We start from the raw sequence: 13670 nt of genomic DNA, 5'->3' as shown, positions 1-13670 counted from the left end.
GCCGCCTCGGGGGGCAAGCGGCTCGGTGACCAGGCCCCACCGTAAGGTGCCGGCCCTGGTCCGCCCGTCCGGCGACCCACGGGGGAGTTGCCGGGCGGGTGGACCGATTGCGCCCACACAACGGAGTTGATCACCGTGAGCTCTCAGAATCAGGCCCGAAAGGACGACGACAAGGACATCGTCAAGCCGCTGGACAGCAATCGTCCCATCCAGCCGATGGACAGCAACCGTCCCATCCAGCCCATGGACAGCAACCGTCCCATCCAGCCCATGGACAGCAACCGGCCGATTCAGCCGATGGACAGCAACCGGCCGATCCAGCCCATGGACAGCAACCGTCCCATCGCGCCTCAGGACAGCAACCGTCCGATCACCGACGGCCAGCTGATCACCGAGGACACCGCCCGGCCCGCGCCGGGCAAGGACGGCAACGTGGTCGTGATGGGTGACAGCAACCGCCCCATCGCCGACCCGAAGTAATGAGCGGCCCGTAGGGCGGGCCACGGGGGAAGCACCGGCCCGCCCTATGGGACAACACAAGACCCACTGCGGGTCGGGCAGTCCGGGGGATCGGGGGATCCAGGGGGGACTGCCGGGCCCGGGGATCGGGGGATCCGGGGGGATCCGGGGGATCGCGGGGGCCGGTTTCGATGGCATTGAGGGGGGAGCCATCGAAGCCGGTCCCCGCGGCATACCCGAGGACAGACGAAATCTCCCCATTTCTATGGCTATTTTCCGCCGGGGGGATCGAACATACGCATCACCTGCCACTAGCGTCACATGTAAGCGATGTCCCCACGAAGGAGTCGGAATGAGCCGTACCCAGCGCACCGTCGTCACCCTCGCCTTCACCGCCGCCCTCGCCGGTGCAGCGGCGGCGCCCGCCCTGGCCGACCACCACGCCCCGAGCGGTGCCTCCGCCGTCGTCGCCGGGGACGGCAACCGCCCGGTGGCCGGCAACAACGCGGTGGCCATGGACGGCAACCGTCCGGTGCCCGGCGACCAGGTGGCACCCCTGGACGCCAACCGCCCGTAACGGCGTCGGCAGTTCACCTGCGCAGGGGGCCGGGCCGTACGACCCGGCCCCCTGCGGTGCCGTACGGCCGGTTACTCGCCCGGCCCCATGTCCGCCGACAGCCAGCGGCGCGGCCGCATCCGGATGGTCACCTCCGGCCCGAACGTCGGTGCCACGTCCCTGAGATACGCGGCCGCCGCCTCCGGCGCGAGATAGCGCCCGACCATCGCGTGCAGCTCCTCGTCCGTCGTCGGCCCGGTCGAGACCACCTCACCCTCCACCGACACATAGCGGACCCTCGGGGTGACCTGGTCCGCCATCAGCGAGAACCGCCCCGCCGCCGCGATCAGCCGCGCCTTGCGCGAGTCCCGCTCGGTGATGATCCACAGCTCCCCGCCCGGCTCGTACGCGTACCAGATGGGCACGGTCAGCGGGGCGCGGCCCGCCTCGCCCGAGTCCACCGACAGCGCTCCGATGTGCGGCCCGGCCAGGAACTTCTCGCGTTCTTCCGTGGTCAACGGCATGACGTCCGCTCGCTTTCCCGTAGGGATGTGTACACCCGTACCCAACTCCTCGGCCGGTACGAATGTTCCGTACCCTTACGCCACCTGACGGGCCGTCACCTCTTCTGCTAGCCTCGCGCCCCCGCATCCTTGGAGGCGCGACGTGTTCGAACCCGATCGTGTGCGCTCGCTCTGGGAACTGATGGAATACCGGGCCGAGGCGCCCCGGCGGGCGCCGATGTTCTTCGACGAGAGCACCCGGGGCTCCGGCCGGGCCCTGACCTTCGGCCGGGTACGCGACCGGGCCCTGCGGCTGGCGGCCGGATTCCGCGGGCTGGGGATCGGCGCCGGTACGCGCGTGATGTGGCAGTTGCCCACCTGGCCCCTGACCGTCGCGGTGTCGCTCGCGCTGGCCCGGCTCGGCGCCGTACAGATACCGGTGCTGCATCTGCACCGGGAGCGCGAAGTGGGTTTCGCGCTGCGGCAGTCGGCGGCGGAGTACGCGATCGTGCCGGGTCAGTGGCGCGGCCACGACTACGCAGGCACGGTGCGGAAGGTGGCGGACGGCGGCGTACGCGTACTCTCCGTCGCGGACGGGCTTCCGGAGGCCGAACCGGTCGGCGTGCTCCCGGAGTTCGTACGGCCGGACCGCGCCACCCCGACGTGGACCTACTTCACCTCGGGCACCACGGCCGAGCCCAAGGGCGTCGAGCACACCGACGCCTCGCTCATCGCGGGCGGTGTCGGACTGGCCAACGCGCTGGGCATGACGGAAACGGACATCGGCTCGATGGCGTTCCCGTACGCACACATCGCGGGGCCGGACTATGTGATCGCAATGCTGCTCGGCGGCTTCCCCGCGGTGGTGCTGGACACCTTCGACCCGGCGGCGGCGACCGAGGCGTACCGGCGGCACGGGGTGACGATGGCCGGCGGGAGCACGGCCTTCTACCAGGCGTTCCTCGACGAGGCACGGCGGCGCGACGGGCCCGGCGGGCCTGGGCCTGCGGGCCGGCTGATCCCCTCCCTGCGGCTGCTCTCCGGGGGCGGGGCGCCGCTGCCGCCCGACCTGTACCACGCGGCGGTGCGGGAGCTGGGGTGCGCGGTGGTGCACGGGTACGGGATGACGGAGTGCCCGATGATCGCGATGGGTACGCCGTACGACACCGGCGAACAGCTCGCCCACACCGTGGGGAAGCCGGTGACCGGTGCCCGGATACGGATCGCCCGCGCGGACGGCTCGGAGGCGGCGACCGGTGAGGCGGGCGAGGTCACCGTACGCGGCCCGATGGTCTGCCGCGGCTACACCGACCCGGCGCTGACGGCCGCGGCCTTCGACACGGACGGCTGGTTCCGTACCGGCGACCTGGGCCTGCTGCGCGCGGACGGGCATCTCGTGCTGACCGGACGGCTGAAGGACATCATCATCCGCAAGGGCGAGAACATCTCGGCGCCGGAGGTGGAGGAGCTGGTCCGCGCGCATCCGGCGGTGGCGGACGCCGCCGTGATCGGGCTGCCGGACCGCGAGCGCGGCGAGCGGGTCTGCGCGGTGGTGACCCTCGACGGGACGGCCGACGGAACGCTGACGCTCCCGGCGCTCACCGCTCATCTGCGCCGCTCCGGCCTGATGCCCCAGAAGCTGCCGGAGCAGCTGGAGATCCTGCCCGAACTCCCGCGGGGCGGCCCGCTGAACAAGGTGCTCAAGGCGGCGCTGCGGGAGCGGTACGGCGGCGGGGCCTGACCGGCGGGGATCACCGCGGCCCGGTGGTCAGGAGACCGGGCCGGGCTGCGGGCTGGGTTCGGGGGCCGCGTCCGGGTCCGACGGCCGGGGAATCGGGTCCGGGGCCATCGGGTCGCTGGGGCCGGGCGGCGGCGGACCCGGGTCGGGCCCCGGCGGATAGGGCGGGCCCGGTTCGGGCCCCGGTCGGGGCTCGGGACCGGGCGGGTCCGGCGGCTCGGGCACGGGTCCACCGGGCTCGGGACCGGCGGGATACGGACTGGTCATGCCACCCACACCTCCCACGACAGGGTGATTGCCAGGCAATCACGCGGGGCCTGGAGCCCACGAGGCGAGCGGGGCCATTCAGGTAGGCGCGGGCCGCCCGCCGGAGCCCCCTTGATCACGGGTGGTAGCGCTCCACGACCTGCGTGGCGATGCCCTTCTTGACCGTGACGCGGACCTTGACCGTGTTCATCTTGGCGGCCTTTTCGAGGTCGTCCGTGGTGCAGGTGGTGGTGCCGTAGCTGCTCTTGTCGATGGTGACCCGGCCGTCGGGGCCGCCGCAGATGGTGGTCGCCCCCAGGATCCTGGTGTCGGTGGCGACGAAGAACGCCTGCTCCATGCCGGACTCGGGGGCCACGGTGTACTTGCCCGGGGCGAGGTACTTGAGCGTGCCGTTCAGGGTGACGTTGGCGCCCTTGTGGCCCGTACCCGTACCACCGCCGGAGCCGGTGGAGCCGGTGGAGCCGCCGGAGCCGGTGGAGCCCGAGCCGCCCGACGTGCCGGAACCCCGGTGGCCCGAGCCGCTGCCTCCGGTGGACCCGCCCGAACCCTGCGAGCCCGAGGAGCCCGCGCCCGTGGACCCGGTGTCGCCTCCGGCGGAGCCCGCGGCGCCGCCGGAGGAGCCGGTCGAGCCGTCGGACGAGCCGTTCCCGGGGGCTTCGCTCGCGGCGCTCTTGGCCGGCTTCGGGTCGTCGCCGCCCGGGGCGTTGCACGCGGTGAGCGAGAACGCCGCGATGGCCACGACCGATGCGGCGGCGATCCGGCGGCCCCGGCGGAAGGCGGCGGTGGAGATGCTGGACATGCGGGTCCCCCAAGGGTGGTGCGGCGGTGTTCATTGGTACGTACACCAAGGTGCCGGGCGCCGCTAACGGGCGGCTAACACGTCGGTAACCAGCCGCTGTCACCCGCCCGAGCCGGGGTTTCCCCGTTACGACGCGGCCGGCGCGCCGCCCCGCAACGCGCCCTTGACGATCTTCCCGCTCGCGTTGCGCGGCAGCGCTGGGACGAACGCGACCTCCCTGGGCACCTTGTAGTTGGCCATCTCCCGCCGCGCCCACGCGATCAGTTCGTCCGCCGTCAGCGCGGACCGCGGACGGCGGACCGCGTACGCCTTGCCGACCTCGCCCAGCCGCGCGTCGGGGACGCCGACGACGGCGACCTCGGCCACGTCCGGGTGGCGGGCGAGCAGGTGCTCGATCTCGGCGGGGTAGGCGTTGAAGCCGCCGACGATGAACATGTCCTTGAGGCGGTCGGTGATGCGGAGGTTGCCGTCGCCGTCCAGGACGCCGACATCGCCCGTGCGCAGCCAGCCGTCCTCCGTGAGCACCTCCGCGGTGGCCCGCGGGTCCTCGAAGTAGCCGGTCATCACGTGGTAGCCGCGGACCAGCACCTCCCCCGCCGTGCCGGGCGGCACGATCCGCCCCTCGGTGTCCACGACCCGTATCTCCGTGTCCGGTACGGCCCGTCCCGAGGTGGCCGCGACGACCTCGGGCGGGTCGCCGCGGCGGCACATCGTGACGATGCCGGAGCTTTCCGAGAGGCCGTAGGCGGTCAGTACGGTCGCGATGCCCAGCTCGGACCGGAGCCGTTCGACCAGGGTGAGCGGGACGACGGCCGCGCCGGTGACGACCAGCCGCAGCGAGCCGAGGTCGTAGCGGGCGCGCCCGGGGTCGTCCAGGAGCTGCTGGTGGAGGGCGGGCGGGCCGGGGAGGACGGTGACGCGTTCGGCGGCGATGTTGGCCAGCGCCGTGGAGACGCCGAACACCGGCTGCGGGATCATCGTCGCCCCGCGCAGCAGGCAGGCGAGGATGCCGGCCTTGTAGCCGAAGGTGTGGAAGAACGGGTTGACGATCAGATAGCGGTCGCCGGGGGCCAGTCCGGCGAGGGCGCTCCAGACGCCGTAGGCGCGCAGGGTCTGGGCGTGGGTGATCACCGCGCCTTTGGGGCGTCCTGTGGTGCCCGAGGTGAAGACGATGTCCGAGGGGTCGTCGGGGCGTATCGCGTCGGCCCGGGACCGTACGGCCCCCCTGGGCACCGCCTCGCCCGCCGCGAGGAAGTCCTGCCACGCGAGGAAACCGGTGGGGGCGTCGCCGGAGAGGACGACGGCCCGTTCGAGGTGGGGCAGGCCGGGGAGCGGGCCGTCGCCGGTGCCGTCGCCGGCCGCGCGGCGCAGCGAGGCGACGTACGACGTGCCGAGGAACGTGCCGGTGACGAACAGCAGCCGGGCGCGGGTGCGGCGCAGGACGTGGGCCGTCTCGGCGCCCTTGAAGCGGGTGTTGACCGGGACCAGGACGGCGCCCGCGGTGACGGCGCCGAGCGCGGCGGTGATCCAGTCGCCGGTGTTGGGCGCCCACACGGCCACCCGGTCGCCAGGCTCGACACCTGCGGCGAGGCACGCCGCGGCGGCCCGCTCGACCCGCTCCCCCAGTTGCGCGTACGTCAGGCGGGTGCGCCCCTCGGCGACCGCCTCGGACGGGCCGTACCGCTCGGCGGCGGCGCGCACCAGGCGCGGGACGGTGCCGTACTCCAGGTCGGCGCGGGGGTCGGCATCGGGCTCGCGCGTACCGGCGCGCGGGCCGGGCTCGGACGGGTCGGCACGCCGCATCGCACAACCTCCCGCGGAAGCGCTGGCCGGAGCGAGTAGCTGACTACCCGTCAGGTTAGCGGTAGCCTCCTCGGCTGTCAGCACGGATGTCAGCGCCGGCCGCACGGGGCTCCGGACGGGCGGCCGACCACGGAGGTGACGATGGGGGCCACCCTGAAGGACGCGGCGGTGATAGCCGGGATCGGCCGGACGGCGTTCGCCAGAAGGCTGCCCGAGTCGGAACGCACGCTGGCCTGCCGGGCGATCACCGCCGCCCTGGACGACGCCGGGATCGCCCCGTCCGAGGTGGACGCCTTCGCCTCCTACACCATGGAGGAGACCGACGAGGTCGAGGTGGCCAAGGCCATCGGCGCCGGGGACGTCACGTTCTTCGCCAAGGCCGGTTACGGCGGCGGGGGTTCGTGCGCGACCGTGGCCCACCTGGCGGCGGCCATCGCCACCGGCCAGGCGAGCGTCGGTGTCGCCTGGCGCTCGCGCAAGCGCGGTTCCGGGCCCCGCCCGTGGCGGAACACCACTGTCCAACTGCCCACTCCCGCCCAATGGACCCGTCCTTTCGGCCTGCTGCGGCCCGTCGACGAGATCGGCATCCTCGCCCGGCGCTATATGCACGAATACGGCGCCACCCGCGACCACTTCTTCAACGTCGCCCTCGCCTGCCGCAACCGCGCCAACCAGAACCCCGCCGCGATCATGTACGAGCGCCCGCTGACCCGCGAGATGTACATGACCGCCCGCTGGATCAGCGAGCCGCTGTGCCTCTTCGACAACTGCCTGGAGACCGACGGCGCCCTGGCGTGCGTGGTCGTCGCCGCCGAGCGCGCCCGTGACCTGCGCCAGCGCCCCGTGTATGTGCACTCGGCCGCACAGGGTCTGCCCGCCCAGCACCACGGCATGGTCAACTACTGGACCGAGGATCCGCTCACCGGACCGGCCTGGACCGCAGCCCGGCAGCTGTGGAAACAGGCCGACTTCGGCCCCGGGGACGTCGATGTCGCGCAGATCTACGACGCGTTCACCCCGCTGATCCCGCTCTCCCTGGAGGGCTACGGCTTCTGCGGGCGCGGCGAGGGCGCGGCCTTCACCGAGGGCGGGGCCCTGGAGATCGGCGGCCGGCTGCCGCTGAACACCGCGGGCGGCGGGCTGAGCGAGGCGTACATCCACGGCTTCAACCTCATCACCGAAGGCGTGCGGCAACTGCGCGGCACCAGCACCGCCCAGGTCCCGGACGCCGCCACCTGCCTGGTCACGGCCGGGGAAGGGGTCCCCACTTCCGCCCTGCTGCTGAGGAGTTGAGCTTCCATGTCCACCAGCATGAAGGGGACCACTGACAACGCCCCTGAACCGCGTCCGACCCCCGACCCGCGCCCGGTGCCCGAACCACGTCCAGCCCCCGACCCGCAACCGTCCGGTGCCCCACAGCCACCCGACGAGGCCGCCCTGCTCCTCCCCGTCCCCGACGACGACGGCGCCCCCTTCTGGGAATACGCCGCCCGTGGCGAACTCCGCGTCCAGGGCTGCGCCGCCTGCGGCGAACTCCGCTTCCCGCCCCGCCCCTGCTGCCCGCACTGCCAGTCCTTCGACGACCGCTGGCAGCGGATGTCGGGACGCGGCCGCATCTGGTCGTACGTCCTGCCGCACCCGCCGCTGCTGCCCGCCTACGCCGCGCAGGCCCCGTACAACGTCGTCGTGGTGGAGCTGGCCGACGCCCCGCGCATCCGCCTGGTCGGCAACCTGGTCGCGGCCCCGGACGCGGCGCTGGACTCGGTGGACCCGGCCCGTATCCGCATCGGCGCCCCGGTCAAGGTGGCGTTCCACGAGCAGGCGCCGGGCGTGACCGTGCCGCGCTGGCTGCTGGAGCGGCCGTGACGGCGCCTTCCGTACGCGTGGCGACGGGGCCGGACGGCGTCGCGCTGGTCACGCTCGACCGGCCCGAGCGCCACAACGCCATCGACCTGGAGACGGCCGAACGGCTCGCGTCCATATGGCGCGGGTTCCGCTGCGACGACGAGGTGCGCGCCGTCGTCCTGACCGGCGCCGGGGGCAGGGCCTTCTGCACCGGTATCGACCGCGCCGTACAGGTCCCGCAGCCGTCCTCCCCGTACTCGCTCGACGACCCCCTGCTCACCATCGGCCCGAAGGCGAACGACCTGTGGAAGCCGGTCGTCGCGGCCGTCGAGGGGATGGCCTGCGGCGGGGCGTTCTATCTGCTGGGCGAGTGCGAGTTCCTGGTCGCCTCCGAGGAGGCCACGTTCTTCGACCCGCACACGTCCTACGGGATGGTCAGCGCGTACGAGTCGGTGTTCCTGGCCCAGCGCATGCCGTACGGCGAGGCCGCGCGGCTGGCCCTGATGGGCACGGCGGAACGGCTCGGCGCCCACCGCGCCTACGAAACGGGCCTGGTCTCGGAGCTGACGCCGCCGGGCGGCGCGGTGGCCGCGGCCCGGCGCGCCGCCGCGATACTGGCCGCGCATCCGACCGGCGCGGTGCAGGGCACCGTACGGGCCCTGTGGGCGTCGCGGGAGGCCGTGCGGGCGCAGGCGCTGGCCCACGCCCCGCAGTTGATCGCACTGGGCAACCTGCCGCCGGAGCGGCAGGCCGGCCTCTTCGCGTCCCGTTCCCGGGACTTCAGGGTCCGCTGAGGGGGTCCGCTGAGGGGGCCGCTGACCCCTCACAGCTCCGACTTGCGCGCCCTGCGGATCTCGCAGGTGTACCACATCTGCTGCGTCGAGGTGTTGGTGTAGTAGTAGGTGGCCGTGTACGTCTCGGTCTGCCCGGGACGGACGATGATGCTGCGCTGGTGCAGCCCGAGCGCCGTGCCGTCGGCGGGCCGGTCCCTCATCCAGTTGACCGCCATCTCGTACTTGAAGGTCTTGGTGAGCGACGGGTTGGTCACCGAGACCGAGTATTCGAGGCGGCGGGCCGACGTGTCGTAGCGGCAGTTGTTGCCGCGCGCGTCCGTGCGGCCGTCCGGGTCGTAGGTCTCCTCCGGCGTGGGCGAAGGGGAGTACGAGTACGACGGCGAGTACGAGTCGTACGGCGACGGCGAGGAGCTGTAACCGCTGGGCATCGGCGGCGGGGGCAGCCTGCGGTGGCCGCCGGGCAGCAGCGCCCCGCAGCCGGCCACCCCGAGCCCGGTGGCGGCCACCATCCCGGCCGCGATGGCGGCCCGGCCGATGCGTCGTCCCTGGGCCGTCATCAGGAGAGCGGGGTGCGCTGGACGTCGGTGACCGAGCAGCGGTACGTGCCGCTGACGGCGGCGTCGCGGGGCACGTACTGGATCACGTCGGTCGAGTCGGTGCGGCCCGGCATGACGTACGGGATGCTCGGGTGGCGGGTGCCGAGGTCCTTGCCGCCGGGCGCGGTGAACTTCACCGTCAGCATGTAGGTGTACTTGGTGGTGGACGAGCTGTTGGTGGCGCTGACCGTGGTCTTCAGGCTGCCGGCGCCGTTGTACTGGCACCCGTTGATCTTGATGTCGCCCATGGCGCTGCGGCTGCTGCCGCCACCGGAGGTGTAGCCCGAGGTGCTGCCGCTGGACGTGCTGCCGCTCGTGGTGCTGCCGCTGGTGCTCGTACCGCCGTCGTAGCCGCCACTGGTGCTGCCGCTGCTGGTGCTGCTGCCCGTGCCGGCCTCGTAACCGCCGCTGGTGCTGCCGCTCGTGCTGCTGCCGCCGCTGGAGCTGCTGTGGCTGCTGCCGCAGCCGCCTCCGTGCGAGTGCCGGGCGCCGGTCAGCGCGACGACGACCACCCCGGCCGCGGCGACCATGCGGACATGACGGAACTTCATGATGTTGTGCCCCCGTTGACCCCGTTGGAAATACCGCGCCGCACGCGCGGCGCACCCTCGTCCTTATGTGTTCTTGACGAGTGCACGGCAGACTAGCAACCTCCTTGCATTACCCAAAATCTCTCCCTGACCAGGTAAAACGCGCACCCCTGGCGCGCGCGTGCAGTCGGGCGTAGCGTCGTTTACAGAGGGAAACGGGACGAATCAGCGACCGGAGAGGCGACGCCTGTGGTGCGCAACGTACTCGGATCCGTGCTGGCCCTCATCGGAGCGGCGGCCGCCGTCTGGAGCCCCTTCCGTGCCTGGTACGACGGCCGTCACGGACGTGAGATCCGTATCGAGGACCTGTTCCAGGGCATCAGCGCCGAGAAGGCCGAACTGTTCGGCTCGGTCCTGCTGCCGATGCTCTTCGCCGCCGTGGTGACCCTGTTCGGCATCCTGCTGCGCTCCCGCGCGCTCGTCTTCGTGGCGGGCGCGGTGGTACTCGGCTTCACGATCCTGTGGATGGTCCGCCAGGGCCAGGCCGCGGGCAGGCTGACGGTCGGCGAGAGCGAGAACCAGGGCCTGGGCCTCGGCGTGGCGAGCGCCCTCGGCGGCGGCGCGCTGCTGTGGCTGGCGGCGCTGGTGATGAGCGGGCGCCGGGGCGTGCGCGCCCGGCGCCGCGAGGCGGGGTTCGACGACCGCTACGGCGATCCGCAGCCGTATCCGGTCCCCGGGCCCGAGTGGGAGCCCGGCCCCATCCGGGCGGGCGACACCCCTCCGCAGGGCGTGCCCGCGTACGGTGCGCCGCCGCCCTCGACGCCCCATCACCAGCCGCCCGTACGGTGGCCCGGCGCGGGCCACCCGCCGCCGGAGGCCGGTCAGCAGGCCGCGGACGAGCAGCCCACCCGGGCGGTCCGGATGCCGCCCGCCTCGGACGATCCGGGGCAGCCGCCGCCCCGGCCCGAGGCGCCGCCCCGGTCCCACGAGACGCGCCCCGACGACGAGACGCGCCCCGTCAAGCCCGTCGACCGGGACGACATCTGAGAGCGGCGGACCGTCAGGACCGCCGCGCCAGGCCCGTCCCCTTCGCCGCGTCCAGCGCGTACACGCAGCGGTCCTTGCTGCACGCGTAGACCACGCCCCCGGAGGCCACCGGCGTGCCGGTGATCTCGCCGCCCGTGGCGAGCTTCCAGCGCAGCTGGCCGCCCATCGCGTCGAGGGTGTACAGGCAGTGGTCGGCGGAGCCGAAGTGCACCCGGCCGTCCGCCACGACGGGCGCGCCGATCACCTCGCCGCCCGCCTGGAAGCGCCAGCGCGGCGTGCCCGTGACGGCGTCGAGCGTGTAGAGCGCCTTGCCGCTGCCGAGGTGCACGGCGCCGTCCGCGACCAGCACCGGTTCGGTGGACTGCCGCGCCTCGGTGGCGATGCGCCAGCGGTCCCGGCCGTCGGCCGCGTCCAGGGCGTAGACCGTGCCGAGGTAGTCGGCCAGGTAGATGCCGCCGCCGGTGACCGCGGGGCCCGGCGCGTAAGCGGGCGGGCTGAGGAAAGCGGCGGGCGCCTCGAAGTGCCAGCGCACCTCGCCGCGCGCGATGTCGATGGCCAGGACGCGGGTGCCCGCGGTGACGTACACCGCGCCGTCCGGGGCGGGCAGCAGCCGTACGGGGACGCCGCCGCAGGAGACCGCGTCGCCCACCGGGTACGACCAGCGCTCGGCGCCGGTACGGGCCTCCAGAGCCTTCAGCCGCCCGTCGGCCCAGACGAAGACCGTGCCCTCGTGCGCGACCGGCCCCAGGTCGGCGGTCTCGAAGTCGGTCTGTACGCCGCCGGTCTCCCACAGCCGCTCGCCGGTGGCCGCCTCCCACGCCTGCACACCGCCGCCGCGGGTGCCGGTGACGACCGTCCCCCGGTCGGCGGTGAGCGCGTAGATCCAGCCCTCGCTGCCCAGCCGCCAGCGCTCGGTGCCGTCGGCCGCGTCGAGCGCGTAGAGGCTGGGGCCGTCCGAGGCGTGGATACGGCCGTCCGCGACGGACATGGTCCAGGCGACGTCGCGGGTCTTGAACTGCCGCCGCCCGCTGGCCACGTCGAGGGCGTGCACCTCGAAGGAGGTCACGTACAGCAGGTCGCCCGCGACCGTCGGGGTGCCCCACACGTCGTTGGACATGCGAAAACGCCAGGGCCGCCAGCGGGCCGGTGCCGCGCCGCCGGAAGCCGCCGGGGCCTGTCCGGGGACGTGCGCCGCCGCGGCGCCCTGCTGCGGGAGGGCGGCGGCCGGGTCGGCCTCGTGTCCGCCGGCGGCGGGGGCCGGGGCGCCGGCGGGCGGCCGGACCCAGTCGGTGGCGGGCGCCTGGGCGTGCGGCTGCGGCTCCCGGCTGTCCCCCGCGCGGGGGCCGGGGCCTATCGGCGCCGAGGTGCCGGCGAGGCGTACGGAGCCGTCCGGCACGTCGGCGTCCGGCAGCCGCGACGGTACGGGCGGGGCGGCGGAGACCTGCGGGGCCGGGGAGACGGGCGGTGCGGCGGCCACCGGCCCGGCGGGCGCGGACTGCGGCAGCTGCGCGGCGCCGCGCGGATCGGCGCCCCGGCGCGCGCCGGGACCGACGCCCGCGCCACCGGCCCAGCCCTGCTCGGCCGCGGCCATCGCGCCGCCCGCCTGCGCAGCGGCGGCGGCCGGGGCGTTGCGCGGGCGCGGCGGAGGCGGCTGGGCGGGCGGGGGCGACTGCGGTACGGGCTGGCGCGCGACGCGGCCCTGCCCGGAGCCGCCGCGGCCCGCGGACGCGGATGCGGCCTGCCGCCCGCCGCGCCGCCCCTCGATGAGCGCGACCGCGCCGGCCGGCAACCAGGCGGACGCCGTACCGCTGTCGTCGCTGCCGGAGCCGAACAGATGCGGCGCGAGCTGGGACTGCAGGTCGGCGGGGGTGGGACGCCCGGCCGCCTCCATCTGCATGCAGGACTCGATCAGCGGCCGCAGCTCGTCCGGCAGCCCGGCCAGGTCCGGGCCCTCGCGCAGCAGCATGAAGACCGTCTCGACCGGGTTGGCGCCGTGGAAGGGGGCGTGACCGGTGGCGGCGAAGACCAGGGTGGAGCCGAGCGAGAAGACGTCGCTGGCGCCGGTGACGCTGCGGGAGTCGCGGGCCTGCTCGGGCGACATGTACGCCGGGGTGCCGACGGCCACGTTCGTCATGGTCAGGCGGGTGTTGGAGACGCCGCTGGCGATACCGAAGTCGATGACGCGCGGGCCGTCCTCGACGACCAGCACATTGGACGGCTTCAGGTCCCGGTGGACCAGGCCCGCGCCGTGGATGGACTGCAGCGCCTCGGCGATGCCGGCCGCGAGCCAGCGCACCGCCTGGGCCGGCAGCGGCCCGCACTCATTGACTATTTCCTCCAGGGAGGGCGCGGGCACATACGCGGTCGCCAGCCACGGCACCGCGGCGCGCGGGTCCGCGTCCACCACCGCCGCGGTGTAGAAGCCGCTGACCGCGCGGGCCGCCTCGACCTCGCGTGTGAAACGGACCCGGAACAGCTGGTCCTCGGCGAGTTCCGTCCGCACCGTCTTGATCGCGACGCGCCGCCCGGACGCCGAGCGCGCGAGGTAGACCAGCCCCATGCCGCCGGCCCCGAGACGGCCGAGCACCTCGAACGGGCCGATCCGCCGGGGATCGTGCTGCGTCAGCTGTGTCAGCTGCTCCACCACTTGCCTGCCACCTCCCCGTGGGGCGTAAAAGAGACTCTCAAAAGCCAGTGGCCGCCGAGAGCCACTGCCCCGTGCAGCGTCTCACC

Annotated in this window: 13 protein-coding genes; 7 read left to right on the top strand and 6 right to left on the bottom strand. The window is 73.8% G+C overall.

All coding sequences use genetic code 11. The annotated features are described in order from the left end of the window. The first annotated feature begins 135 nt into the window (after nt 1–135). Both CP984_RS22845 and CP984_RS22840 read left to right on the top strand, forming a co-directional pair. Nucleotides 136–480 carry a hypothetical protein gene (locus CP984_RS22845; protein ID WP_003981656.1) on the top strand — a complete coding sequence of 115 codons (345 nt, stop codon included), beginning with the start codon at nt 136–138 and terminating at the stop codon, nt 478–480. A gap of 331 nt (nt 481–811) precedes the next feature. Further along, on the top strand, nt 812–1036 hold the full coding sequence (locus CP984_RS22840) for a hypothetical protein (RefSeq protein ID WP_003981657.1): 225 nt from the start codon (nt 812–814) through the stop codon (nt 1034–1036). A 71-nt stretch (nt 1037–1107) separates the two neighbouring features. Here CP984_RS22840 and CP984_RS22835 read toward each other — a convergent pair whose 3' ends face one another. Further along, nucleotides 1108–1539 carry a pyridoxamine 5'-phosphate oxidase family protein gene (locus CP984_RS22835; RefSeq protein ID WP_003981658.1) on the bottom strand — a complete coding sequence of 144 codons (432 nt, stop codon included), beginning with the start codon at nt 1537–1539 and terminating at the stop codon, nt 1108–1110. 142 nt (nt 1540–1681) lie between these two features. Here CP984_RS22835 and CP984_RS22830 point away from each other — a divergent pair, with 142 nt between their 5' ends. Continuing rightward, a complete protein-coding gene (locus CP984_RS22830; protein ID WP_003981659.1) occupies nt 1682–3259 on the top strand; it encodes a class I adenylate-forming enzyme family protein in 1578 nt (525 codons plus the stop codon). Between the two features lie 379 nt (nt 3260–3638). Here the strand turns inward: CP984_RS22830 and CP984_RS22825 are convergent, their stop codons facing one another. Together CP984_RS22825 and CP984_RS22820 are read right to left on the bottom strand one after the other, a co-directional pair. Continuing rightward, nucleotides 3639–4322 carry a hypothetical protein gene (locus tag CP984_RS22825; RefSeq protein ID WP_003981660.1) on the bottom strand — a complete coding sequence of 228 codons (684 nt, stop codon included), beginning with the start codon at nt 4320–4322 and terminating at the stop codon, nt 3639–3641. Nucleotides 4323–4448: 126 nt separating this feature from the next. After that, nucleotides 4449–6125: a FadD3 family acyl-CoA ligase gene (locus CP984_RS22820; RefSeq protein ID WP_003981661.1), complete on the bottom strand. Its 1677-nt coding sequence runs from the start codon at nt 6123–6125 to the stop codon at nt 4449–4451. A gap of 141 nt (nt 6126–6266) precedes the next feature. On the opposite strand from CP984_RS22820, the gene CP984_RS22815 reads away from it, so the two are divergent. From CP984_RS22815 to CP984_RS22805, 3 genes are read left to right on the top strand one after another with little or no spacing between them, the layout of a single operon-like run. Beyond that, complete coding sequence (locus tag CP984_RS22815; protein ID WP_003981662.1) at nt 6267–7418, top strand: lipid-transfer protein; 1152 nt, start codon at nt 6267–6269, stop codon at nt 7416–7418. 6 nt (nt 7419–7424) lie between these two features. Beyond that, nucleotides 7425–7991: a Zn-ribbon domain-containing OB-fold protein gene (locus CP984_RS22810; protein WP_003981663.1), complete on the top strand. Its 567-nt coding sequence runs from the start codon at nt 7425–7427 to the stop codon at nt 7989–7991. Further along, on the top strand, nt 7988–8764 hold the full coding sequence (locus CP984_RS22805) for an enoyl-CoA hydratase/isomerase family protein (protein WP_003981664.1): 777 nt from the start codon (nt 7988–7990) through the stop codon (nt 8762–8764). The genes CP984_RS22810 and CP984_RS22805 overlap by 4 nt, the downstream gene beginning before the upstream one ends. 29 nt (nt 8765–8793) lie before the next feature. On the opposite strand, the gene CP984_RS22800 is transcribed toward CP984_RS22805, so the two are convergent. Further along, nucleotides 8794–9321: a hypothetical protein gene (locus CP984_RS22800; protein WP_003981665.1), complete on the bottom strand. Its 528-nt coding sequence runs from the start codon at nt 9319–9321 to the stop codon at nt 8794–8796. Next, nucleotides 9321–9911 (bottom strand): hypothetical protein, encoded by a 591-nt coding sequence (locus tag CP984_RS41370; protein ID WP_003981666.1) that lies wholly within the window; start codon nt 9909–9911, stop codon nt 9321–9323. Before CP984_RS41370 ends, CP984_RS22800 begins: the two co-directional genes overlap by 1 nt. 228 nt (nt 9912–10139) lie before the next feature. Here CP984_RS41370 and CP984_RS42135 point away from each other — a divergent pair, with 228 nt between their 5' ends. Further along, on the top strand, nt 10140–10937 hold the full coding sequence (locus CP984_RS42135; protein ID WP_003981667.1) for a hypothetical protein: 798 nt from the start codon (nt 10140–10142) through the stop codon (nt 10935–10937). 13 nt (nt 10938–10950) lie between these two features. Here the strand turns inward: CP984_RS42135 and CP984_RS22785 are convergent, their stop codons facing one another. Beyond that, nucleotides 10951–13572, bottom strand: a complete 2622-nt coding sequence (locus tag CP984_RS22785) for an outer membrane protein assembly factor BamB family protein (RefSeq protein WP_030182639.1) — start codon at nt 13570–13572, stop codon at nt 10951–10953. Nucleotides 13573–13670: the final 98 nt, after the last annotated feature.

Origin of the sequence: Streptomyces rimosus (genome assembly GCF_008704655.1) — a bacterium.
GTDB classification, from domain to species: domain Bacteria; phylum Actinomycetota; class Actinomycetes; order Streptomycetales; family Streptomycetaceae; genus Streptomyces; species Streptomyces rimosus.
This window is presented reverse-complemented; position numbering and strand designations above follow the sequence as displayed.

Coding starts and splice junctions, on each gene's coding strand:
- CP984_RS22840 (WP_003981657.1), top strand. CDS start 812: ATGAGCCGTACCCAGCGCACCGTCGTCACCCTCGCCTTCACCGCCGCC.
- CP984_RS22835 (WP_003981658.1), bottom strand. CDS start 1,539: ATGCCGTTGACCACGGAAGAACGCGAGAAGTTCCTGGCCGGGCCGCAC.
- CP984_RS22825 (WP_003981660.1), bottom strand. CDS start 4,322: ATGTCCAGCATCTCCACCGCCGCCTTCCGCCGGGGCCGCCGGATCGCC.
- CP984_RS22820 (WP_003981661.1), bottom strand. CDS start 6,125: ATGCGGCGTGCCGACCCGTCCGAGCCCGGCCCGCGCGCCGGTACGCGC.
- CP984_RS22815 (WP_003981662.1), top strand. CDS start 6,267: ATGGGGGCCACCCTGAAGGACGCGGCGGTGATAGCCGGGATCGGCCGG.
- CP984_RS22810 (WP_003981663.1), top strand. CDS start 7,425: ATGTCCACCAGCATGAAGGGGACCACTGACAACGCCCCTGAACCGCGT.
- CP984_RS22800 (WP_003981665.1), bottom strand. CDS start 9,321: ATGACGGCCCAGGGACGACGCATCGGCCGGGCCGCCATCGCGGCCGGG.
- CP984_RS41370 (WP_003981666.1), bottom strand. CDS start 9,911: ATGAAGTTCCGTCATGTCCGCATGGTCGCCGCGGCCGGGGTGGTCGTC.